Annotated in this window: 18 protein-coding genes; 6 read left to right on the top strand and 12 right to left on the bottom strand. The window is 73.1% G+C overall.

Translation table 11 applies throughout. The features are described 5' to 3' along the window. Positions 1-157 precede the first annotated feature (157 nt). A complete protein-coding gene (locus tag ACP7CD_RS11910) occupies positions 158-1087 on the top strand; it encodes a LysR family transcriptional regulator (protein WP_176337142.1) in 930 nt (309 codons plus the stop codon). Between the two features lie 28 nt (positions 1088-1115). On the opposite strand, the gene ACP7CD_RS11905 is transcribed toward ACP7CD_RS11910, so the two are convergent. The 9 genes from ACP7CD_RS11905 to ACP7CD_RS11865 all read right to left on the bottom strand — a co-directional run bounded on the left by ACP7CD_RS11905 (position 1116) and on the right by ACP7CD_RS11865 (position 11342). Next, complete coding sequence (locus ACP7CD_RS11905; RefSeq protein ID WP_197722648.1) at positions 1116-2351, bottom strand: acyl-CoA dehydrogenase family protein; 1236 nt, start codon at positions 2349-2351, stop codon at positions 1116-1118. Beyond that, the gene (locus ACP7CD_RS11900) at positions 2348-3805 is read right to left on the bottom strand and encodes an MFS transporter (RefSeq protein WP_426120245.1); all 1458 of its coding nucleotides are present in this window, start codon (positions 3803-3805) and stop codon (positions 2348-2350) included. Before ACP7CD_RS11900 ends, ACP7CD_RS11905 begins: the two co-directional genes overlap by 4 nt. Further along, positions 3802-4242, bottom strand: a complete 441-nt coding sequence (locus tag ACP7CD_RS11895; RefSeq protein ID WP_426120244.1) for an acyl-CoA thioesterase — start codon at positions 4240-4242, stop codon at positions 3802-3804. Before ACP7CD_RS11895 ends, ACP7CD_RS11900 begins: the two co-directional genes overlap by 4 nt. Continuing rightward, positions 4239-5453, bottom strand: a complete 1215-nt coding sequence (locus ACP7CD_RS11890; RefSeq protein ID WP_272026359.1) for a CaiB/BaiF CoA transferase family protein — start codon at positions 5451-5453, stop codon at positions 4239-4241. Before ACP7CD_RS11890 ends, ACP7CD_RS11895 begins: the two co-directional genes overlap by 4 nt. A 34-nt stretch (positions 5454-5487) precedes the next feature. Continuing rightward, on the bottom strand, positions 5488-6369 hold the full coding sequence (locus tag ACP7CD_RS11885) for a 3-hydroxyacyl-CoA dehydrogenase family protein (protein WP_272026360.1): 882 nt from the start codon (positions 6367-6369) through the stop codon (positions 5488-5490). Positions 6370-6437: 68 nt separating this feature from the next. Continuing rightward, positions 6438-7334, bottom strand: coding sequence for an enoyl-CoA hydratase/isomerase family protein (locus ACP7CD_RS11880; protein WP_284563061.1), 897 nt, complete (start codon positions 7332-7334; stop codon positions 6438-6440). A gap of 15 nt (positions 7335-7349) precedes the next feature. Further along, positions 7350-9362 (bottom strand): TRAP transporter permease, encoded by a 2013-nt coding sequence (locus tag ACP7CD_RS11875; RefSeq protein ID WP_426120243.1) that lies wholly within the window; start codon positions 9360-9362, stop codon positions 7350-7352. Continuing rightward, a complete protein-coding gene (locus ACP7CD_RS11870) occupies positions 9352-10509 on the bottom strand; it encodes a TAXI family TRAP transporter solute-binding subunit (RefSeq protein WP_031282157.1) in 1158 nt (385 codons plus the stop codon). Before ACP7CD_RS11870 ends, ACP7CD_RS11875 begins: the two co-directional genes overlap by 11 nt. Positions 10510-10538: 29 nt before the next feature. Beyond that, positions 10539-11342 carry an enoyl-CoA hydratase/isomerase family protein gene (locus tag ACP7CD_RS11865; RefSeq protein WP_095650652.1) on the bottom strand — a complete coding sequence of 268 codons (804 nt, stop codon included), beginning with the start codon at positions 11340-11342 and terminating at the stop codon, positions 10539-10541. A 189-nt stretch (positions 11343-11531) separates the two neighbouring features. On the opposite strand from ACP7CD_RS11865, the gene ACP7CD_RS11860 reads away from it, so the two are divergent. Both ACP7CD_RS11860 and ACP7CD_RS11855 read left to right on the top strand, forming a co-directional pair. After that, positions 11532-12710, top strand: a complete 1179-nt coding sequence (locus tag ACP7CD_RS11860) for an acyl-CoA dehydrogenase family protein (RefSeq protein ID WP_017831811.1) — start codon at positions 11532-11534, stop codon at positions 12708-12710. A gap of 155 nt (positions 12711-12865) precedes the next feature. Further along, the gene (locus ACP7CD_RS11855) at positions 12866-14083 is read left to right on the top strand and encodes an MFS transporter (RefSeq protein WP_336650131.1); all 1218 of its coding nucleotides are present in this window, start codon (positions 12866-12868) and stop codon (positions 14081-14083) included. Positions 14084-14260: 177 nt separating this feature from the next. Here ACP7CD_RS11855 and ACP7CD_RS11850 read toward each other — a convergent pair whose 3' ends face one another. Together ACP7CD_RS11850 and ACP7CD_RS11845 are read right to left on the bottom strand one after the other, a co-directional pair. Next, positions 14261-15613 carry a heparan-alpha-glucosaminide N-acetyltransferase domain-containing protein gene (locus ACP7CD_RS11850; protein ID WP_290467715.1) on the bottom strand — a complete coding sequence of 451 codons (1353 nt, stop codon included), beginning with the start codon at positions 15611-15613 and terminating at the stop codon, positions 14261-14263. A 182-nt stretch (positions 15614-15795) separates the two neighbouring features. Next, positions 15796-16221, bottom strand: coding sequence for a hypothetical protein (locus ACP7CD_RS11845; protein WP_251356248.1), 426 nt, complete (start codon positions 16219-16221; stop codon positions 15796-15798). Between the two features lie 204 nt (positions 16222-16425). On the opposite strand from ACP7CD_RS11845, the gene ACP7CD_RS11840 reads away from it, so the two are divergent. Continuing rightward, positions 16426-17175: a response regulator transcription factor gene (locus tag ACP7CD_RS11840; RefSeq protein WP_126346771.1), complete on the top strand. Its 750-nt coding sequence runs from the start codon at positions 16426-16428 to the stop codon at positions 17173-17175. Next, complete coding sequence (locus ACP7CD_RS11835; protein WP_109243575.1) at positions 17175-18716, top strand: sensor histidine kinase; 1542 nt, start codon at positions 17175-17177, stop codon at positions 18714-18716. Before ACP7CD_RS11840 ends, ACP7CD_RS11835 begins: the two co-directional genes overlap by 1 nt. An 18-nt stretch (positions 18717-18734) precedes the next feature. Here ACP7CD_RS11835 and mptB read toward each other — a convergent pair whose 3' ends face one another. After that, on the bottom strand, positions 18735-20321 hold the full coding sequence (mptB, locus tag ACP7CD_RS11830; protein WP_284563055.1) for a polyprenol phosphomannose-dependent alpha 1,6 mannosyltransferase MptB: 1587 nt from the start codon (positions 20319-20321) through the stop codon (positions 18735-18737). Between the two features lie 250 nt (positions 20322-20571). On the opposite strand from mptB, the gene ACP7CD_RS11825 reads away from it, so the two are divergent. Then, a complete protein-coding gene (locus ACP7CD_RS11825; RefSeq protein WP_095649967.1) occupies positions 20572-21912 on the top strand; it encodes a glycosyltransferase 87 family protein in 1341 nt (446 codons plus the stop codon). Positions 21913-21954: the final 42 nt, after the last annotated feature.

Below are 21954 nucleotides of genomic sequence, written 5' to 3'. Positions count from 1 at the left end.
AGTGCGTGTTACTGCATCGGGCACGTCGTGTTTCCGGAGCATGACGATCCTCATAACGAGACGAAGCATGCCACGGACGGGCGGGCAAGCCCCACAAATGACAATTGCGACGCCGGCACTCCCGTGCTGCCCCTCGCGCACGACCTAGTCTGGCCGGATGGAAGTCCACAAGGCCCAGGCGTTCCTCGCCGTCGCGGAGGAGCTGCACTTCGGCCGCGCGGCAAAGCGCCTGCACATGGCGCAGCCGCCCCTCAGCCGCCTGATCCGGCAGCTGGAGTCCGAGCTGGGCGCCACCCTGTTCGAGCGCAACACCCGCCACGTGACCCTGACGCCGCAGGGCGAGGCCCTGCTCGAGCCGGCCCGGGAGCTGGTGATGCTCGCGCAGCGCATGAAGGACGTGGTCCGGAAGTCCCAGGCGGGCGAGACCGGGCGGGTGCGGCTCGGCTTCGCCGGGGCCTCGGTGAACCAGGCGGTGGGCGAGCTGGCGCGCCAGGTCCGGCGCCGTCGCCCCGGGATCAGCCTGGAGCTCTACAGCTCGCAGTTCTCCTACCTGGGCCTGGAGAAGGTCCTGGACGACTCCCTCGACATCGTGATCGGCCGGTGGGACTTCCTGCCCGCGGAGATCAGCTCCCGGCTGGTCGCGCTCGAGGAGCTGCTCATCGCCCTCCCGGAGAGCCACCCGCTGGCCGTCCGCGAGACGGTCGACGTCGAGGACCTCGCCGGGGAGGCGTGGATCGTGCTGCCCGGCGGGGCGGGGGCCACGCTGCCCAACCGGCTCAACACCCTGGCGATGAACGCGGGGTTCGTCCCGCGCATCGTCCAGGTGGCCCCGGACTCCTGGACGCTCGTGGTCCTCGTGGGCGCCGGGATGGGCATCTCCCTCATCCTCTCCAGCGTCCGGGACAACGTGCCGTCCCGGGGCGTGGTCTACAAGCCGCTGACGCAGGAGCAGAAGCCGGTCGAGGTCCGCCTCCTGTGGCGCCGCGGGGACGCCAACCCGGCGCTGCAGTCCGTCATCGAGATCTCCGAGACGGTGTTCCCCGCGCCCGGGGGCCCGCTGCCCGCCCCGGCGACCGGCACTCCGTGACCCCCGCCCCCTCGCCGAAGGGGGGTGCTCAGCTGAAGGCCGAGATGCCGGTGATGTCCCGGCCCACGAGCAGCGCCTGGATGGAGTCGGTGCCCTCGTAGGTGGAGACGACCTCCATGTCCGTCATGTGCCGGACGACGTGGTTCTCGAGCAGCAGCCCGTTGCCGGCCAGGAGGTCCCGGGCCTCGTTGCAGATCCACTTGCCCTTCTGCGCCGTGGCCATCTTCACCATCGAGGCCTGCGCGTTGGACAGCTGACCGCGGTCGGCGAGCTCGGCCATGCGGTCGCAGAGCAGCTGCATGGTGGTGAGCTCGCTGAGCATGTTGGCCAGCCGCGACTGGACCAGCTGGTAGCCGCCGATGGCCCGGCCGAACTGCTGCCGTGTCGCGGCGTAGTCGGCGGCGATCTCGAAGGCCGCCATGCCGTGGCCGACCGCCTCCCACGCGGCGCCGCCGCGGGTGGCCTGCAGCACCCGGGAGACGTCCTTGAAGGACCGGCAGTTCTCGAGGCGATTGCCCGCCGGGACCCGCAGGCCCTCGAGCACGATGTCGGCCTGCTGGATCGCGCGCTTGCCGACCTTGCCGGTGATCACCTCGGGCCGGTACCCGGCCGGGTGGTTGCCCTCGGCGTCCTTCTCCACGACGAACGCGTTGACCTTCCCGTCCTCGGTGTTGCGCGCGAACAGGACGACGACGTCGGCCGCGTCCCCGTTGCCGATCCACCGCTTGTGCCCGTCGATCACCCACTCCTCGCCCTCGCGGCGGGCGGAGGTCTCCAGGGCCACCGAGTCCGAGCCGTGCTCCGGCTCCGTCAGCGCGAACGCGCCGGTCTTCTCCAGCCGCGCCATCGCCGGCAGCCAGCGCTGCTTCTGCTCCTCGGACCCCAACATGTTCAGCGCCCCCATGCACAGGTTGCCGTGCACGCCCAGGAACGTGTTGATGCTGCCGTCGGCCCTCGCCATCTCCCGGGCCACCATGCCCGCGGCCTTGCGGGACATCCCCGGGCAGCCGTAGCCCTGGATCGTGGTGCCGATGATGCCCAGCTCCGCCAGCCCGGGCACCAGCTCCCAGGGGAACTCGGCGCGCTCCCAGTAGTCGTTGATCACGGGCAGCACGCGCTGCTGGGCGAACTCGCGGACCCGGTCCCGGATCGCGATCTCCTCGGGCGTCAGGTCGTCGTCCAGCCGGAAGTAGTCGGAGGTCGCGGCGCCCGCGCGGACGGCGGCCGGGGCCTCGGTCGAGGGGGCGCTGGAGATGGTGGTCATGGTCGGTCCTTTCGTCGGCGGGTCCCAGGACCCGCGGTGGTCGGAGTGGTCGGTGCCGCCGGGCGTTCCCGGCGGGTGGCCCGCAGGATCGCGAGCAGTCCCAGCGCGGTCAGGGCGACCGCGGGGAAGACGAGGAGCGAGGCGCCGGTGGCCCACGCCAGGGAGACCCCGGAGTAGCCCACGGCCATCGCGAGGAAGCGGACCATGTTGTGGATGCCGATCGCGGTCCCGGAGCCCCCGGCGGGCGAGAGCAGGAGCTCCGTGGCCGCCGCGCTCTGGGCGAAGGCGATGCCGGTCCCGGCGAGCACGAGCCCCAGGACCACCAGGGACACGATCACCCAGCGGGCCACGCCCAGACCGGACGAGACCATGGCCAGCGTGACCACCGGGGCGGCGACCACGAGGATCAGGACGCCACGGCCGAGCTGGACGCCGCTGCCGTGCCGGCGGCCCACCCGCGCCGCGACGGGTCCCGCCGCCGTCATGGCGAGCGCCAGGGTGAAGACCACGGCGCCGATCCGGGCCGGGCCCAGGTCCAGGTCCGAGGCGAGGAACAGGGGCACGGCCACGATGGCCACCGCCATGGACCCCATCGCCAGCCCCGCTCCGGCCGCGGCCGTGAGGTAGGCGGGGTCCCGCAGCAGGGCCGGGTCCAGCAGGGGCCGCGGGGACGTCGCCCCGGACGCGGCCCGCCGGGCCCGGCGCCGGCAGAGGTGGGCGAACAGCCACCAGCCGAGCACCGCGCAGACCGCGCTCGCCGCCGCCCAGGACCAGGGGCCGGACTGCCCGGCCAGCACCACGGCCGCGGCCGTCGAGCCGCCGCCGAGGACGAGCCAGACCATCGCGGCCACGTGCATCGGCGGGCGCCGCCGCCCGATCCGGGGCATGAACGCCACCAGGAGGACCATCAGCACGAGCACCAGCCCGGCGTGCACCACGAAGACCCAGCGCCAGCTCAGCGCCTCGGTGAGGACGCCGCCGAAGGGCGGGCCCACGGCCTGGCCCACGCCGATGGCGGAGGCCCAGGCGCCCATGGTCTGCGCGGTCCGCTCCGGCCAGGTGGTGACCAGGGCCGCCTGCACGCAGGGCGGGATCGCGCTGCACGCCGCGCCCTGCACCATCCGGGCGAGCACGAGCGACTCCATGCCGGTCGCCGCGGCCGCCGTGAGCTCCGCGAGGACCATGACGCCCAGCGCCGAGATCAGGAAGGTCTTGACCCCGAGCCGGTCGCCGAGCCAGCCGGCGAGCGGGACGGCGGTGGCCATGGCCACCGTGAAGGCGCTCACGGCCAGCACCGACTGCTGGGCCGTCATGCCGAGGTCCGTCTGGATGACGTACAGCGGCGCGTTGATCACGTTCGAGGACATCGTGCCCATCGCCGTGGTGGCCAGCAGCGCCGGATAGGCGATCCGCCGCGCCCGCAGGGCGGGCCGGCCCCTCCGGAACACGGTCATGCACGCACGGTCACGGAGTCCGGCTCCGGCTCCGGGACGACGACGCCCTCCAGGGCGGCCCGCACCGGTGCCGGCAGCGGGGTGGAGCGGCCCGTGGCCGGGTCCTTCTGCACGAGCACCGTCCGGGCGCGGACCGCGACCTGCCCGTGCTGGACCAGCTCGTAGGCCACCGTGTAGGACGACCGGCCGAGGCGGCAGACCCAGACGCGGGCCGTGAGCTCGGGGCCGTGGTCGATGGAGCGCAGGTAGTCGAGCGTCAGGGAGACCACCACGCGCGGCCGGGCGGGGTCCGGGACGCCGTCCTCCCCCAGCCAGGAGGCGACCGCCGAGAGCCGCGCCTCCTCGATCAGGGTGACCACGCGGGCGTTGTTGACGTGCCGGTTCAGGTCCTGGTCGGACCAGCGCACGGGCAGCACGGTGGTGTGCACGGCGGTCACGACGCCTGCCGGACCGCGGGCTCGCCGCGCTCGAGCCACGCCAGGACGCGGTCCCGGTCGGCGTCGAGCAGCGGCGGGGCCTGCGTGTAGTCGACCGGGGTGCGGCTGAAGTCGACCGGGTGGCGGACCGTGGGGACCTCCCGGCCCCCCGTCCCGGCCAGCACCACCGGGTCCAGGCCGAGGTCCTCCGCGAACCGGACGCCCTCGTCCACCCCCAGGATCGGGGCACAGGGCACCTTGACCGCCTTGAGCAGCTCGAACCAGTCCTCGGCGTCCCGGGCGGCGAGCCGCTCGATCATCAGCCGGCGCAGCTCCACCCGGTTGGCGTTGCGCGCGGACACCGTGGCGAACCGCTCGTCCTCGGCGAGCTCGGGCGCGCCGAGGCACCGGCACAGCCGCGCGAACTGCCCGTTGTTGCCCACCGCGATGACCATGTCCTTGTCCCGGGTGGGGAAGGGCTCGTAGGGGTAGAGGCTCGGGTGCTCGTTGCCCATCCGGGTGGGGACGCTGCCGCCGGCCACGTAGGCGGCGGACTGGTTGACCAGCCCGGACAGCGCCGAGGTCAGCAGGTTCAGCTCCACGTGCTGGCCCGTCCCGGAGGACTGCCGCTCGTGGAACGCGCCCAGGATGCCGGTGGAGGCGTGCAGGCCCGTGATGACGTCGAAGAGGGCCACGCCGGCCCGGTACGGCTCGCCGTGCTGGCTGCCGGTGAGGCTCATCATCCCGGAGAGGGCCTGGGCCAGGAGGTCGTAGCCGGGCAGGTCGGCGCCGCCGGCGGTGCCGAAGCCGGTGATCGAGGCGTAGACGAGGTCCGGGCGCCAGGCGCTGACGCTCTCGTAGTCGAGGCCGTAGCGCACCAGGCCGCCGGGCTTGAAGTTCTCCACCAGGATGTCCGCCCGGGCGATGATCCGCTCCACGACCGCGAGCTGCTCGGGGTCCGAGAAGTCCAGGGCGATGGAGTGCTTGTTGCGGTTGACCGAGAGGAAGAACGTGCTCTCGCCGTCCCGGTGGGGCGGGACCCACGCGCGGGCGTCGTCCCCGGCGGTGCTCTCGATCTTGATGACGGTCGCGCCCATGTCCGCCAGCAGCATGGTGCAGTAGGGGCCGGCGAGCACGCGGCTGAGATCAGCCACCACCACCCCGGCGAGCGGGCCCGTGCCGGGGCGGCCGAAGATCTCCTGCAGGTCGTGGGCGTCCTCGAACTGGCTCATGTTCTCTCTTTTCGTCGTCGCGTCTCGTCCGGGCTCAGCCGGCGTACTCGTACCAGCCGCGGCCGGTCTTGCGGCCGTACCGGCCCTGCTCGTAGAGCTTCTCCACGGAGGGGTGCGGGAGGTCGTCGGGGTCCCCGCTCTGCTCGTGCTGGGCCAGCCGGATCAGGTAGGCCACGTCGATGCCGACCAGGTCCATGAGCTCGAACGGCCCCATGGGATGGCCCAGGGCCGTCCGCGCGGCCACGTCGATGTCCTCGAAGCTCGCCACGCCGTCGGCCTCGAGGCGCAGCGCCTCGTCTCGCAGGGCCCCGAGGAGGCGGTTGGCCACGAAGCCGGGGACCTCGTGGTGGAGCCGGACGGGCTGCTTGCCGAGCCGGCGGGCGAGCTCCGTGGTGGTCTCCGCGGTGGCGTCGGAGGTCTGCGGGTTGCGCACCACCTCGACGCAGGCCATGACCAGCGCCGGGTTGAAGAAGTGCATGTTGCACACCCGGTCCGGGCGGCCGGTCGCGTCCGTGAGCAGGGACGAGGGGATGGTCGAGGAGTTGGTCGCGAGGATCGCGTGCTCGGGGGCGGCCTCGTCCAGGTCCGCGAACAGCTGCCGCTTGATGTCGAGGCGCTCCACGGCGGCCTCGAGCACGAAGTCGGTGGTGCGGGCCGCCTCGAGGGAGTCGGTCGTGTACGCCATCCGGGCGAGGGCGGCGTCGACCTCCGCCCGGCTCCGGCTGCCCTTCTCGGCGAGCCGGCCGAGGCGGCGGCGCACCTCGCCCCGGGACCGCTCGAGGGCGGCGGGGTCGAGGTCGCTGGTGGTGACGGTGTAGCCGGCGAGGGCGAAGACCGCCCCGATCTGGGTGCCCATGGCACCGGATCCCACGACCAGGACGTCTCGGACGGCGTCGATGCTCGGCTGGGGGTTCATGTCTGCTCCTCGGAGGTTGTGGTGGGGCCCGTCGGCGGGGCCGCGGAGTTCGGGGCTGGGGCCGGTGGTCAGTCGTCGTCGCGGAAGCGGGCTGGGCGCTTCTCCAGGAAGGCGCTCGCGCCCTCGGCCTTCTCGTCGGAGGCGTAGAGCAGGGACTGGGCCAGCCGCTCGAGCAGCAGCCCGGTGCGCTGGTCCGTCTCGGCGCCGTTGCGCACCACGAGCTTGGCCAGCCGCACCGCCAGGGGGCCCTTGGCGAGGATCGAGTCCGCGGTGGCGAGCGCCGCGTCCATCAGCTCGTCCGCCGGGACCACGCTGGTCACCAGGCCGATGCGCAGGGCCTCCTCCGCGTCGATGATCCGGCCGGTGAGGATCATCTCCTGGGCCCGGCCGAGCCCGACGAGCCGGGACAGCCGCTGGGTGCCGCCGGCGCCGGGCAGGATGCCGAGGTTGGTCTCGGGCAGTCCGAACCGGGCGCCGGCGGCCGCCACGCGGATGTCGCAGGACATCGCCAGCTCGTTGCCCCCGCCCAGCGCGAAGCCGTTGACCGCGGCGATCGTGGGCAGCTCGAGGTCCTGGATCCGGTCCCAGAGGCGCTGCATCCGGGCCCGCAGGCCGTCCCGCAGCGTGTAGCCGACCAGCTGGGAGATGTCCGCCCCGGCCACGAAGGCCTTCTCCCCCGCGCCGGTGAAGACGACGGCGCCGGCGTCCTCGTGCCGCTCCAGCGCGTCGAGCGCCGCCTCGATCCCGTCCAGCACCCCGACGTTCAGGGCGTTGCGCACCTCGGGGCGGTTCACGGTGACGACGGCGACCCTGCCCCGCAGCTCGGCCGTGACGGTGCCGGTCCCGGTGTCGAGGCGGGTGCCCGCGCCGGTGTCGGCCGGAGGGGCGGTGGTGGTGCCGGCCGGAGCGCCGGTGGTGCTGCCGCTCGTGGCGGCGGTGGTGGTGTCCGTGGTGGTGTCGGTCATGGCGGGTCCTTCCGGTCAGACGGTGGCGGTGGCGGGCGCGGGGGCCGGGGCGGGAGCGGCGTCGTCGTCGTCCGTGGGTCCGGTCCGCACGGTGAGGAAGGTCAGCAGCACGCTCCCGGCCACGAGGACCAGGCCGGCGACGGCGCTGAGCGGCGTGGGCAGGAACAGCAGGAACCCGCCGACCGCGGCCGCGACCCGGAACAGGGCGGGCATCCGGCGGTCGAAGCCGACCGTCCAGCCCTCGATGGCCGAGGCCAGGGCGTAGACCCCCACGATGCTCAGGGCGAAGGCCAGCAGGATCCGGCCGGGCGAGTCCTGGGCGACCAGCGCGGGGTTGAGAGCGAAGCCGAACGGGACGATGTACTTCACCGCGCCGAGCTTCATGGCCGCCACGCTGGTGGCCATGGCGGGGGCCTTGGCCAGGCCCGCCGCGGCGAAGGCGGCCAGGCCCACCGGCGGGGTGATGTAGGAGACGGACGCCCAGTAGATGACGAACAGGTGCGCCGCGAGCGGGTTGACCCCGAGGTCGATGACCGCCGGGACCATGACGATCGCCAGGAACACGTAGGCCGCGGAGATCGTCATGCCCATGCCGAGGATGAAGCAGGTGACGGCGCCGGCGATGAGGATGAGGACCACGTTGTCACCGACCAGCGAGACCAGCTCGCGGGCCAGGGACAGGCTCACGCCCGTGGCGGTGAGGCCGCCGACGATCAGGCCCACGCCGGCGATGATGCCGATGATGTTGCCCAGCGTCCGGCCGGACTCCACGAGGAAGTCGGCGAACTCCCGCAGCCCGAACTTCTGGCCCGGGCGCAGCACGGCCACGACCAGCAGCACCAGGATCACCCAGTACGGCACCTGGGTCTCGGAGTTCGTGAGGAACAGCAGCCCGGTCAGCAGGGCCAGGGCCAGGACGTAGGGCCAGCCCCGGACGAGCGTGGCGAGGGCGCGGGGCAGCTGGGCCACGGGCACGCCCTGGAGCCCCTTGCGGGCGGCGTAGCCGTCCACCTGCAGGTAGATGCCGAGGAAGTAGAGGACCGCGGGGATGGTCGCGGCCACCAGGATCTCCGTGTAGGGCACGCCCACGAAGGAGACCATGAGGAACGCCGCGGTGCCCATGATCGGCGGGGTGATGGACCCGCCGGAGGACGCCGTGGCCTCGATGCCGCCCGCGTAGGTGGGGCTGAACCCGGAGCGCTTCATGGCCGGGATGGTCATGGGCCCGGTGGTCAGGACGTTGGAGACGGCGCTGCCGCTCATCATGCCCATCGCGGCGCTGCTGGCCACGGACACCTTCGCCGCGCCGCCGCGGTACCGGCCGAAGATCGACATGGAGAGGTTGTGGAAGAAGTCCGCGCCGCCGGTGTGCTGCAGGGCCACCCCGAAGACCAGGAAGCCGATCAGGATGGTCGCCGCGGTCTGGATGGGCAGGCCCAGCACGCCCTCGGCGCCCATGATGTGCACCTGCGCCAGGGTCGGCAGGTCGTAGGTGACGCCCTGCAGGACGCCGATCGGCAGGTTCTCGGCGACCAGCGGGTACAGGGAGAAGAGCAGCGCGATGACCGTCACCGTCAGCCCGCCGGTGCGGCGCAGGGCCTCGAGCACCACGAGCCACAGCACGAACGCGGCGACCGTGGCGGTGGTGGGCGCCATGTACTCCCAGCCGAAGTCCTTGATCCGCGTCCCGTTGACCGCGAAGTAGCCGCACACGGCCGCCGCGACGACCATGAGCAGGACGTCGAACCACTGGACCCGGCGCTCGCGGACCGGGGCGGTGCTGCCGCCGGATCCGTGCTCCTGCTGGGCCTCCACCTGCTGCGCGAGCGGGATCTTGCGCAGGGGGTTGACGATGAACACGACCGGCAGGAACACCGCCAGGATGAGGTACAGGTAGGAGTTGGTCAGCAGGGACAGCCCGCCCACGTTCCAGAAGAAGACCTGGTTCATGGCCAGCAGCACGCCCAGGACGGTCAGCGCGATCACCACCGTCCGCCAGAACGGTGTCACCCGGGTCTCAGTTCGCATCGTCGGTCTCCTCGCCGTCCAGCTCGTCGGTCTTCCAGTCCGTCCAGTTCTGCTCGAGCTCCTCCGCGGAGGAGGAGGACTCGACGACGCCGGGCCAGGCCTCGCGCATCCGCTCGCCGCGCTCGATCAGCTCGTCGTTCTTCCGCTCCAGCTCCTCGGTCCACACGCCGCGCTCCTCGAAGTAGCGGACGGTGCCCTCGTGGAAGGGGACCACCAGCGGCTCCTTGAGCACGGCGTCGAAGGCGAACTGCTTCGTGTCCGGGGTGGTGCCCTCGTAGTGCTCGTAGTTCTCGACCATCGACTTCACGAGGTGGTAGACCTCGTCCGCGTCGCGGGAACCCATCGTGGTCAGCGGGATCGTGTACTCGAGGACGCGGGCGCTCTCGCCCTCGTCCATCCCGGCGGCGTTCGTGACCTCGCCGACCGACACCATGGGCATGAGCTCCTCCCAGGTCTCGTAGCGGGCCGGGTCCGGGTCGTCGAAGCCCAGCCACTTGACGTCCGTGGAGGACGCGAGCTCGTCGATGTTGGAGCCGACCACGTTCTGGTACAGGGCGTCGATCTGGCCCGCCTCGAGACCGGCGATCTGCTCGCCGTAGGAGATGGGGACCTTCTGGACGTCCTCCCCGGTCAGGCCGCCGTAGTTGAGGAAGCCCTCCATCTTGTTGTTGATGGACGTGTTGGCGGTCAGCTCGGGGAACCGCTTGCCCTCGAGGTCCGCGAAGGAGTCGATGCCGCTGTCCTCGCGCACCAGCAGGCCGTAGTTGCCCAGCGGCGCCCACACCATGCGGATGTCCTGGGGGCCCCACTCCTCGCTGGCGTACTCGTAGTCGCCCTCGAAGGCGTAGTAGTACTCGTCCCCGGCCCGCGAGTAGTCCACGGTGCCGTTCACGAGGGGCGCCAGCCGGCCGATGCCGGTGTCGGCCGTCATCAGCCGCACCTGCACCCCCTCCTCGTTGGTGAGGGTGTTCGCGATGGCGGCGAGATCGTTGTAGGTGCCGGTGCCCACGTTGTAGGTGGACCACACCAGCTGCTGCGGCAGGCCGTTGGGGCCCACCGGCTCGTCCCCCTCGGCGCTCGCGCAGCCGGTCAGACCCAGCACCGCGACGGCGCCCAGAGCGGCGAGCCGTGACTTCGTTGTCCTCATGATGACCTTTCGACGTGCGGTGGGGGCGCTCAGCGCCCGGAGAAGGAGGGGACCCGCTTCTCGAAGAACGACTGCTTGCCCTCCAGGAAGTCGGCGGTGCCGAAGAGCGCGGGCTGGTGGTCCCGCTCGAAGTCCAGGGCCTCGCCGAGAGAGCCGGAGGCCTCGCGGATCCCCCGCTTCACGGCGGCGACGGCGAGCGGGGCCCGGCCGGCGAGCTCCGCGGCGCGGGCGACCGCGGCGCCGAGCACGTCCGGGTCCGGCAGCACGTGGTCGGCCAGCCCCGCGTCCAGGGCGGTGGCGGCGTCCACCGGGGCGGCCTCCAGCAGGATCCGCCGGGCGCGGGCCGCACCCGTGCGCTGGACCAGGGAGTGCACCAGCCCGCCGTCCGGGGCCAGGCCCAGGCGGGTGAACGGGAACAGGAACCGGGCGCTCTCGCCGGCCACCACCACGTCGCAGCAGCACACCAGGCCGACGGCCACGCCGGCGGCGGGCCCGGTCACCGCGGCCACGACCGGCTTCTCCAGCTGCGCGAGCTCCTGCACGAGCCCGGCCACCTCGGCCATCCGGGCGGCGGACTCGACCGGACCGGCGGGCGGCATGGAGGCGAGGTCGCCGCCGCCGCTGAAGCAGCCTCCCGCGCCGGTGAGCACCAGGGCGCCGATCCCGGGGTCCGCGGCGAGCTCCGCCAGGGCGGCCCGCAGCCGGGTGCGCAGCTCGGGGCCGAGCACGTTGCGGCGTCGTTCGTCGTCGAGCGTCAGCACGGCCACGGCACCGGTGCGCTCGATGCGCACCCGGGGCGGGACGTCGACGGCACGGGGGGACGATCGGGTCACAGGAGTCCTCCGAGGGGTGGATGGATGTCGTGCAGATCACATTCCCACGACCCACTGTGAAACTTCAAATACCTAATGTGCAGTTCAGTGATACCTAAAGCTCAAATATGTGGCGAACGGTGTTGCCCAGGTCACGCATGCGTCATCCTCGTCAGAGGCATCCGCGCACCCCGATCCCCAGGAGGACCCATGAACGCCGCCGCGACCGACCTGCTCGACGTCGAAGCAGACCTCAGCGCCGAGGAGCTCGAGACCCGGGACACCGTCCGCGAGTTCGTGGACCGGCGGATCCGGCCGAACATCGCCGGGTGGTTCGCCGACGCCGTCTTCCCGCAGGAGATCGTCCCGGAGATGGCGCAGCTCGGACTGCTCGGCATGCACATCCAGGGCTACGGGTGCGCCGGGAAGTCCGCGGTGCAGTACGGCATCGCGATGCAGGAGCTCGAGGCCGGGGACTCCGGCCTGCGCACGTTCGTCTCCGTGCAGGGCTCGCTGGCGATGTCCGCGATCGCCAAGCACGGCTCCGAGGAGCAGAAGCAGCGCTGGCTGCCCGGCATGGCCGCCGGCGAGATCATCGGGTGCTTCGGCCTCACCGAGCCCACCGCCGGCTCGGACCCCTCGACCATGGCGACCACCGCGGTGCGCGAGGGCGGCGAGTGGGTCCTCAACGGCGCCAAGCGCTGGATCGGGCTCGCCTCGATCGCCCACGTGGCCGTGATCTGGGCCAAGGCCGTCGACGAGAGCGGGCAGGAGCGCGTCCGCGGCTTCCTCGTGCCCACGGACACCCCCGGGTTCACCGCCACGCCGATCGAGCCGAAGCTGTCCATGCGCGCCTCCATCCAGTGCGACATCGCCCTCGAGGACGTCCGGCTGCCCGCCGACGCGATCCTGCCCGACAATCCCGGTCTGCGAGGACCGTTCTCGTGCCTCAACGAGGCCCGCTACGGGATCGTCTGGGGCGCCCTGGGCGCGGCCCGCGACAGCTTCGACGCCGCACTGGCCTACTCGCAGCAGCGCATCCAGTTCGACAAGCCGCTCGCCGCCTACCAGCTCTCGCAGGCGAAGCTGGTGAACATGGCCCTGGAGATCCAGAAGGGGCAGCTGCTGGCGCTGCGCATCGGGCGGCTCAAGGACGAGGGCCGCCTGGAGAACCACATGATCTCGGTGGGCAAGCTCAACAACTGCCGGATCGCGATCGAGGTGTGCCGGGAGGCGCGCACGATGCTCGGCGGCAACGGGGTCACCCTCGAGCACTCGCCGCTGCGCCACGCCAACAATCTGGAGTCCGTGCGCACCTACGAGGGCACCGACGAGGTGCACACCCTCATCCTGGGCCAGCAGCTGACCGGGCACTCCGCCTTCCGCTGAGCACGCGCCTGCCGGGCGGGCTGATGAAGATCACACCGGGAGGCATGGGAGACCGGGGCGAACGCGCGTAGCATCGAAAGCTGTCCCTCCCCTTTCCTTCGGGCTCGACGACGTGCTCGTTCCCCGTCCCTGCGCCCTTCCCGGAAGGACCCGCCGTGTCCGCACCCCGCACCGCCCTGCTCCAGGTGGTCAACGCCCCCGGTCCCGCCGGCACCCGCCTCGCCATCTTCGCCCTGGCGATGGGCGGCTTCGGGGTCGGCACCACCGAGTTCGCCTCGATGGGCCTGCTGCCGTTCATCGCCGAGGACTTCGGCGCCTCGATCCCCGCCGTCGGCCAGTCCATCTCCCTCTACGCCCTGGGCGTGGTGGTCGGGGCGCCGCTCATCACGTCCCTCGCCGCCCGGGTGGAGCGCAAGACCCTGCTGCTGACGCTGATGCTCACGTTCGTGGTGGGCAACGGGCTCTCCGCCGCCGCGCCCTCCCTCGAGTGGCTCTACGTGGCCCGGTTCCTCGCCGGCCTGCCCCACGGCGCCTACTTCGGGGTCGCCGCGGTGGTGGCCTCCTCCCTGGTGGCCCGCGAACGGCGCGGCACGGCCGTGGCCCGGGTGATGCTGGGGCTCACCATCGCGAACATCGTGGGCGTGCCCTTCGCCGCGGCCCTGGGCGGGGCCCTCGGCTGGCGCTCCGCCTATCTCCTGGTGGTGCTCCTGGGCGCCCTGACCATCGCCGCCCTGGCCCTGTGGGTGCCGCGCACCCGCAACGAGGGCATGGCCTCGGCCGCCCAGGAGATCCGCGCCCTGGCCCGGCCCCAGGTGGCCCTGACGCTGCTCGCCGGGGCGATCGGCTTCGGCGGCATGTTCGCGGTCTACACCTACATCTCCCCGACCCTCACCGAGCTCACCGGCCTCGACATCGGCACCGTGCCGTGGGTGCTGGCCGTGTTCGGCGTGGGCATGACCGTGGGCTCGCTGCTGGCCGGTCCGCTCATCGACCGCTCGATCGAGCGCACCGCCCTCGGCGCCGGCGCGGTGTCCGGTGTGGCCCTGGCGTTCTTCGCGCTGTTCGTCCACGTCCCCGTGGCTGCCGTCCTGGGCGCGCTGTGGATCGGCATCATGGGCTCGATCTTCACGACCTCGCTCCAGGTGCGCCTGCTGCGCGAGGCCAAGGACGCCCCGTCCCTGACCGCCGCGATGAACCACGCGGCGTTCAACCTGGCCAACGCCGTGGGCGCGTTCCTCGGCGGCGTGGTCATCTCCGCCGGCTGGGGCTACCGCTCCCCCGCCTGGGTGGGCGTCGGCCTGGCCGCGGCCGGACTGCTCATCCTGGGCTACGCCGCACTGCGGCGCCGCAGCGCCCCAGCCGGGACCCGGTAGCACCCGCCCGCCGGGCGGAGCGCTGGGCTCGGTCCGCACGGGCGCTGCTCGAGCCGCGTCGCCCAGCCCGGCGCTGCCCGGGCCGCACTGCCCTACCCGCGCGCTCCGCCCGGGTGCTGCTCGGGCCGCACTGCCCAGCCCGGCGCCGCCCGGCCGTGCGCCGCCCGGCCCGCGCGCTCAGCCCGGGCGCTGCTCGCGGGCGAGCACGCGCCGGCGGGTGGCGCGCACCAGGGCGGCCACCAGCCGCTCGAGGGGGCCCTGCCCCATGGCCTGGCGCCAGAGGAGGGCGAAGGCCATCGCCACGGCCACGTGGATCCAGAACCACAGCGGCTGGTCGTAGTGCAGCTCGGCGGCCAGCGCGAGCAGGTGCGCCGAGTACACGGTGAGGGTCATCGCGCCCATCGCGCTCAGCGGCAGCAGCCAGGAGGCCCAGCGGCGGGCCAGCAGGAGGAACACGCCCAGGGCGGCCACCGCGGAGCCGAGGCCCAGCAGCAGGGCCGGCGGGGTGTTCGTGTACGGGCCGCCGACCGTCAGCCACCACCACGTGGTCGTCGGCAGCGTCGGGTCGGGGCCGAACACGATGACCTCGGTGACGAGCTCCTCGTCGACGCCGGGGGTGCGGGTCACGAGCTGGTCGAGGCCGCCGGCCCGGTCGACGAGCACCCAGGAGGCCAGCGAGGCCCCGGCGGCCAGCAGTGCCCCGCCCAGCACCAGTCCGGTCTGGACCCGGATCCCGGCGAGGTCGAGCCGGCCGATGGCCAGGCCGGTCAGCAGGTAGGCCAGGTACGGCAGGGCGGGGAAGGTCCCGGTCAGCAGCAGCCGGGCCGCGGTGGCCCCGGGGTCCCCGACGAGATCGAGGTAGTCCGGGTTGTAGCGCTCCACGACCGGCAGGACGTCCCGCAGCAGGTGCACCAGCGCGGGACCGGCCAGGGCGAAGACCCCCGCCCAGACGAACAGGGCGCGGGCGGGCAGGCGCAGGAACGGGATCGCCAGCAGGAAGAAGGCCCCGTAGTAGACGAGGATGTTGACGGCCGGGACCTCGTCGATCGTGCTCCCGGGGAGCACGTGGTTGATCGCCAGCCCCAGGCCCGCGATCAGCAGCGCGCGGACGGCCACCCCCGCCCGGTCGGCGGTCATCGCCCGGCCGGTGTGCGGTGTCCGGCCACCGGTGCTGAAGGCCAGGCCCACGCCCGCCAGAAGGGCGAACAGCGCCGCGGAGCGGCCGGCGAAGACGGTCCACTGCGCGGTGGGCTCGAAGGTCTCCGGGTCCCACGAGGGCAGGATGTGGATCGCGATCATCCCGATCAGGGCCAGGCCGCGGGCGGCGTCCACCCCGACGAGGCGGCGCTTGGCGGGTGCGGCGGCCGGGCTCGCGGTGGAACTCGCGGTCGAGCTCGTGGCCGAGCCCGTGGCCGGGTCGGCCGTCGCGCGGCCGGTCGAGGCCTCGTCCGCGAGCGGAGTGCTCGCCGGCCGCGCGGGGACCGGCGCCCACGGCACGGTCCTCGGCGGGCGGCCCCGGGAATCGGTCATGACAGCGGCCCCCTCAGCGCGGCAGGACGGCGGACCCCCTGCCCGCCGGACCGGTCGGAGGACCGGTGCACACCCCACCTTTGCTGGCGCACATGTGGTGGGCTTTTCGGAATGCTGTGCTTCCGCTGTGACGCGGCACACGCGCCCGCCGGCGGGCGACCGGTCGCAGGACCGCCCGAGGCCTACACGGCCTCGGGGCGCCTCGACGAACGGAGGCCGCCGAGGACGGCGCGCACCCGCCGCGGCGCCGCAGCGGCGGCGGCGGGAGCGGTGACCGGGGCCGTGGCCGACGACGACGGCACCACGACGGGGCGCTGGGCCGCCGTGTGCCGGTAGGCCATGGCCTGCAGCTCCACCACGGGGTACTCGAGGCTGCGCCGGGCGGACTCGGCGGGGCGGGTGGTGGCGAAGGCGGTGGCCGCGTCCTGCAGGGACCGCGCGGCGATGAACGGGGCGGCCGCTTCGACGTGGGGCCGCACCGCGTGGCGGTAGACGGCGCGGTCGGACTCGGCGCAGTCCTCCCACCGGGGTGCTCCGGGGTGGGCGGCCCGCTCGTACTGGGCGCGGGCGGCGGCCTCGACGGCGTCGGTGATGGTGATGGTGCGCATGTCCGCTCCTGGGTGTCCGGTGGGTGGCTGGCTCGAGTGGTTCCACTGTCCGCCCGGAGTCTGTGCCGGAGCTGTGCCGACCGCCCTGGCCTGTCTGAGAATTCCGGCGGCACGGCACAGGCTGCGCACAGCTTCCACAGGACGTGCGCCTAATCTGGTGCGCAACAGTGGCAGTGTCACGTCCGCCCGGCACCGGGAGCTCCCATGTCCTACTCCTCCAGCTTCTCCGTCCTCACCGAGGTCCTGCCTCGCCTGACCCACCCTGACGGCTCGCCGATCCGGGTGCTGGTGGTGGACGACGAGCCGGCGCTGGCCGATCTCGTGGCCATGGGCACGGGCATGTGCGGGTGGGACGCCCGGATCTCCCACGAGGGGTTCGACGCCGTCGCCCAGGCGCGGGACTTCGCCCCCGACGTGCTGGTCCTGGACCGGATGCTGCCCGGCCTGGACGGGCTGGAGGTCCTGGCCCGGATCCGCCAGTCCTACCCCGAGGTGCCGGTGCTGTTCCTCACGGCCAAGGACACGGTCCAGGACCGGATCGAGGGGCTCGCCTCCGGCGGGGACGACTACGTGACCAAGCCGTTCTCGATCGAGGAGGTGCTCATCCGGCTGCACCGGCTCGTGCAGCGCTCCGGGGTCGCCGCCCAGGACAGCGCCACCCTGGTGGTCGGGGACCTGGTGCTCAACATCGACAGCCGCGAGGTCACCCGCGCCGGGGAGCCGGTCGAGCTGACCACCACGCAGTTCGAGCTGCTGCGCTACCTGATGGAGAACCCGCGCCGTGTCCTGTCCAAGGCCCAGATCCTGGACAACGTGTGGCACTACGACTTCTCGGGCCAGGCCAACATCGTGGAGCTCTACATCTCCTACCTCCGCAAGCGGATCGACGCGGGCCGCTCCCCCATGATCCACACCGTGCGCGGCGCCGGGTACGTCATCAAGCCCGCGTCCTGATGCCGCACGGCCCGCTCCCCCCGCGCCGCCTGCGCCTGGCCACCCGGCTCATCGCCGGCGTGCTCGTCCTCCTGGCGGTGGTCCTCCTCGTGCTGGGCGCCACGATCGTGGAGCTCACCCGCCAGGACCTCGTCGAGCGGCTCGACGGGTCGCTGCGCCAGGCCACCGGGCGGGCGCTGACCTTCACCCGGGGGGACCCCGCCCCGGAGCGGGACCCCCTCGACGCCCCCGGCCAGCCGGTGGGCGTCCTGGTGGCCGTGCTGCGGGAGGACGAGGTGGTCACGGCGTCCTACCGCACCGAGTCCGGGGAGCCCGCGCCGCTGCCCGAGGAGGACGTCACCGCCCTGCGGGAAGCGGGCGCCTTCGCGGCCGAGAGCCCGGACGAGCGCGGCTTCGGGGACCCTCGGCGCTCCACGGGCACGGAGCAGGGGCGGCTCTCCGACGTGGACCTGTCCGTGGGCGAGTACCGGGTCGAGTCGGTCGCCCGGGACGGGCGCAGCGGCAGCCAGGTGCTGGTGACCGGGCTGCCCACCGCGTCGGTCGACGACACCGTGGCGGAGCTCGTCACCACCATGACCGCGGGCAGCCTGCTCGCGCTGGTGACCACGGCGGTGGCCGGGACCGTCGTCGTGCGCCGTGCCCTGCGGCCGCTGGAACAGGTCTCGGCGGCGGCGTCCCGCGTCGCCCGCCTGCCGCTGGCCTCGGGCGAGGTCTCCCTGGCCGACCAGCACGTGCCCGCCGGGCTGGCTCGTCCCGGGACAGAGGTCGGGGAGGTGGGCCGCGCCCTGAACTCCCTGCTCGAGAACGTGGACTCGGCCCTGGCCGCGCGCCAGCACTCCGAGACCCGGCTGCGCGAGTTCGTGGCGGACGCCTCCCACGAGCTGCGCACCCCCCTGGCGGCCGTGCGCGGCTACACGGACATGCTGCAGCTCACCGAGCCGCTGACCGGCACCGGCCGCGCCTCGCTGGCCCGGGTGGAGCAGCAGACGCTGCGGATGACCGCCCTGGTCGAGGACCTGCTGCTGCTCGCCCGCCTGGACGAGGGCCGCCCCCCGGAGCTGCGGGACGCCGACCTCGGCGAGCTCGTGCTCGAGGCCCTCACCGACGCCTCGGCCGCGGGCCCCGACCACGACTGGGCCCTGGACGTGCCGGCGGAGCCGGTGCCCGTGCGGGCGGACGTCGCCCAGCTCCACCAGGTGCTGGCCAACCTGCTCTCCAACGCCCGCAAGCACACCCCGCCCGGCACCGCGGTGACCGCCGCCGTGCGGGCCACCCGGGACGGCTGGGCGGAGGCCTCCGTGCTCGACGCCGGCCCGGGCATCCCGCGGGAGTTCCAGGCCAGGCTCTTCGAGCGCTTCAGCCGCCTGGACACCTCCCGGCAGACCCGGGAGGGCAGCACCGGCCTGGGCCTGTCCATCGTCCGCTCGGTGGTGCAGGCGCACGGCGGCACGGTGGACGTGGAGTCCCGCCCGGGCCGCACGCTCTTCACCGTCCGGCTCCCGCTGGGCACCGGCGCAGCGGTGCCCGCCGCGCCCCGGTGACCGACGGCCGCGGGCGCCTCAGCTCCGACGACGACGGCGTCGTCGGCGGCCGAGCCAGCCCGCCGGGCCGCCGTGGACGAGCAGGTGCCGGGTGTGGGGATCCAGGAGCATCAGGTAGGCGGTGAACACCAGGGCGGTGACGAACGCGATCGTCGAGGCGTCCACCGTCAGCTCGATGAAGGGCCACACGGAGAGCTGGTCCTGGGCGCCGAAGATCACGAAGAAGGTGATCACGATGTACAGGGAGCGGATCTGCCAGTTGTCCCTGATCCCGGTCGCGGCGAGGAAGGGGAGGAACCACAGGATGTACCAGGGCTGGATGATCGGGGAGAGCAGCACCACGGCGGCGAACGCCAGGCCGAGCCTGCGGACCACCCGGTGGTCGTCGCCGCGGAACATCAGGAGCAGGACCAGGCCGATGGCGGCGTACTGCAGGACGTCGCGCAGCACGGAGGCCATGGCCGCGCCCGGCAGGCCCACCGCGTTCGCGAGGTCGCGGACCTGCTGGCCCAGGAAGCCGGAGGGCGAGTACCCGGTGTACCCCGGGGTGGGGTCGACCAGCGCCCAGACCCACCCGGTGCCCAGCTGGTAGGGGAGCCCGCTCAGCAGCAGCACCCCGAAGCTGATCGCCGCCGTGGCCGCCCACAGGGCGAACTTCCGCCGCCAGGACGCTCTCGGCCCCGCCCACAGGAGGCCGATGAACGGCAGCAGGAGGATGGTGATCGGCTTGATCCCGATCGAGGCGGTCACCAGGAGGACCCCGGTCACCGGGCGGCCCGTGGCCGCGAAGTACGTTCCCGCCACGGCCAGTCCGAGCATCAGCGCGTCGTTGTGCGCGCTGGCCACGAAGCTGATGAGGAACAGCGGGTTGGCCACCGCGATCCACAGCGCACGGGCCGGGTCGACCCCGTGCAGCCGCGCGAGCCGGGGCACGTACACGACGCAGAGGAGGACACCCGCGCAGGCCAGGATCCGGAAGAGCAGGACGGAGAGATCCGGCTGCGCGCCCGTGAGGGCCACGACCGCGCGCGCCAGCCACAGGAAGTACGGCCCGTAGGGCGTCCGGGCCTCGGCCCAGGTCGGGTCCGTGCCCAGCATGAACCAGTTCTCCAGGGCGGAGATGCCGGTCGTGTACGGGTTCTGCCCGGCCAGCATCAGACGGCCCTGGCCGACGTAGGCGTACACGTCCCGGGAGAAGATGGGCACGGCGAAGAACAGCGGCAGCGACCAGGCGCACACGGCCAGCACCACGGAGCGCTGGGCGCCCGCCGGCCCGTCCTGGAGCCGCTGCCCGAGCCGGAGCCAGGAGCGCACCAGCAGCATGGCGCCGACGGTCAGCAGCACGGTGCAGGCGTAGACGCCCCATCCCTCGACCCGCAGCGCGATGACGAGGGGGTGGCGGACCATGGGCGAGCCGTTGGCGATCCACCCGGTGCCGACCGAGCCGACGAGCATCATCAGGGAGCCGACGAACCCCTGCAGGACGGCGACGTGCGCTCGCGGGTCCGGGTGGGCGCCGGGCGTGTCCTGGCGGAAGGGGACGGTGCTGACGGCCCGGCCCCCGCGGCTCCGCGGCCCCTCCGGATGCGAACCCCCTGCCGTCATGACGTGCGCTGATCCCCTATGTGTGTCGCTGCCGGGCGGACAGGTGTGCTGAGCGCTCTCCAGGAGCGTGTTCCAGCCATGATGCCACCTCATCGCCCCGGCGTCCCGGGACGCCGCCGCGCCCTCCGGCCCGGGGTCGCTGCGCACGGATCATGACGCCCGGTTCCGGTCGGTCCGCGCCCGGCCACGTAGCATGGTGGGGCAGCGCCCTGTGGTCCTGCGGCCCCACCCCCTTGACGAGGATTGACCCATGTCCACGGACACGACCTTCAGCATGCTCACCCGGTTCCGGAACCGCCTCGCGACCCCGCGGTGGCACGCCTGGTCGAGATCCCCGCGCGGACTGCTCGCCGGCTTCGTCCTGGTGCACCTCGTGTTCCTGGGATTCGCCCTGTCCCTGTCCCTGTCCGGCGCCGCCTTCAGCGACACCTACATCTACCGCGCGTGGGCCGAGGCCGGCTTCGACGAGCAGAACCTGAACGGGGAGCCCACCCCCTGGGTCTATCCGGTGCTGGCGCTGGTGCCCGTCGCGCTGGCCGGCGCGGCCGGCCCGGGGCCGTTCTTCTTCCTGTGGGTCCTGATGATCACCGTGCTCAACGGCTGGGCCGTGGGGAAGCTGACGGACTGGGGACGCGCCCGGCACGCCGTCCCCGCCGCGTGGTGGTGGCTGGGCTTCGTCTTCCTCATGGGGTGGCTGGGCTTCGCCCGCGTCGATGGGCTCACGGCCCCCCTGGTGCTCGTCGCCCTGGTCTACGGCGTGGCGCACCCGGTGGCCGCCTCGGTCCTGCTCAGTGTCGCCACCTGGATGAAGGTCTGGCCGGCGGCGGTCGTGCTCGCCCTCGTCACCGTGGTGCGCCGGCGGGTGGCGGTCGTCGTCGCGGGCCTGCTGGTCAGCGCGGCCGCGGCCGGGGTCGCCGCCGCCATGGGTGCGCTGCCGAGGCTCTTCGACTTCCTCACCCAGCAGGGGGACCGGGGCATGCAGCTGGAGGCCACGTTCACCACCCCGTGGCTGTGGTCGTCCGTGCTGGGTGTGGGCGGGTCCCGGATGTACATGAACACGGAGATCAACTCCATGCAGGTCGACGGCCCCGGCACGGCCACGATGGCCGTGCTCATGCAGCCGCTGCTGCTGGTGGCCGCCGCCGCGGTGACCCTCCTGATCGCCCGGGGCCTGCGCAACGGCGAGCGGTCCGGCGAGACCGACCGGACCGAGCTGCTGCTGGCGGGGTCGCTGACCATGGTCACCGCCTTCATCGTGTTCAACAAGGTCGGCTCCCCGCAGTTCATGGTGTGGCTGGCGCCGGCCGTGGCCGTGGGGCTGACCCACCACTGGAAGGCGTGGCGGGTGCCGGCGGTCATGCTGATCGCCATCGCCGTGGCCACGTTCCTCGTCTACCCGATGTTCTACTACGAGCTGAGTCACAACGACCCGTGGATGGCCCTCGTGCTGACCCTGCGCAACGCCCTGCTGGTGGTGCTCCTGTGGTGGTCGGTGCGCCGCCTGTACCAGCTGGGCTCCCGGCGCCCCGCCAGCGCGCCCGCTACGGCACCCGCCCCCGCCGCGCCGGCGCCCGCCGCGAAGGAGGCCTGAGATCTCCGCCCCCTTCTTCGACCGGCTGACCCGCGTCCGCGA

Source organism: Kocuria sp. LHG3120, assembly GCF_049897445.1.
GTDB lineage: Bacteria > Actinomycetota > Actinomycetes > Actinomycetales > Micrococcaceae > Kocuria > Kocuria rosea.
The sequence above is the reverse complement of the archived record's forward strand: the minus strand, read 5'-3'. Positions and strand labels throughout refer to the sequence as shown.

Bases quoted from the DNA above. Each gene is read 5' to 3' on its own strand.
- ACP7CD_RS11850 (WP_290467715.1), bottom strand. From the start codon at position 15,613: ATGACCGATTCCCGGGGCCGCCCGCCGAGGACCGTGCCGTGGGCGCCG.
- ACP7CD_RS11825 (WP_095649967.1), top strand. From the start codon at position 20,572: ATGTCCACGGACACGACCTTCAGCATGCTCACCCGGTTCCGGAACCGC.
- mptB (WP_284563055.1), bottom strand. From the start codon at position 20,321: ATGACGGCAGGGGGTTCGCATCCGGAGGGGCCGCGGAGCCGCGGGGGC.
- ACP7CD_RS11845 (WP_251356248.1), bottom strand. From the start codon at position 16,221: ATGCGCACCATCACCATCACCGACGCCGTCGAGGCCGCCGCCCGCGCC.
- ACP7CD_RS11860 (WP_017831811.1), top strand. From the start codon at position 11,532: ATGAACGCCGCCGCGACCGACCTGCTCGACGTCGAAGCAGACCTCAGC.
- ACP7CD_RS11835 (WP_109243575.1), top strand. From the start codon at position 17,175: ATGCCGCACGGCCCGCTCCCCCCGCGCCGCCTGCGCCTGGCCACCCGG.
- ACP7CD_RS11900 (WP_426120245.1), bottom strand. From the start codon at position 3,805: ATGACCGTGTTCCGGAGGGGCCGGCCCGCCCTGCGGGCGCGGCGGATC.
- ACP7CD_RS11875 (WP_426120243.1), bottom strand. From the start codon at position 9,362: ATGCGAACTGAGACCCGGGTGACACCGTTCTGGCGGACGGTGGTGATC.
- ACP7CD_RS11910 (WP_176337142.1), top strand. From the start codon at position 158: ATGGAAGTCCACAAGGCCCAGGCGTTCCTCGCCGTCGCGGAGGAGCTG.
- ACP7CD_RS11890 (WP_272026359.1), bottom strand. From the start codon at position 5,453: ATGAGCCAGTTCGAGGACGCCCACGACCTGCAGGAGATCTTCGGCCGC.
- ACP7CD_RS11905 (WP_197722648.1), bottom strand. From the start codon at position 2,351: ATGACCACCATCTCCAGCGCCCCCTCGACCGAGGCCCCGGCCGCCGTC.
- ACP7CD_RS11840 (WP_126346771.1), top strand. From the start codon at position 16,426: ATGTCCTACTCCTCCAGCTTCTCCGTCCTCACCGAGGTCCTGCCTCGC.
- ACP7CD_RS11885 (WP_272026360.1), bottom strand. From the start codon at position 6,369: ATGAACCCCCAGCCGAGCATCGACGCCGTCCGAGACGTCCTGGTCGTG.
- ACP7CD_RS11870 (WP_031282157.1), bottom strand. From the start codon at position 10,509: ATGAGGACAACGAAGTCACGGCTCGCCGCTCTGGGCGCCGTCGCGGTG.
- ACP7CD_RS11880 (WP_284563061.1), bottom strand. From the start codon at position 7,334: ATGACCGACACCACCACGGACACCACCACCGCCGCCACGAGCGGCAGC.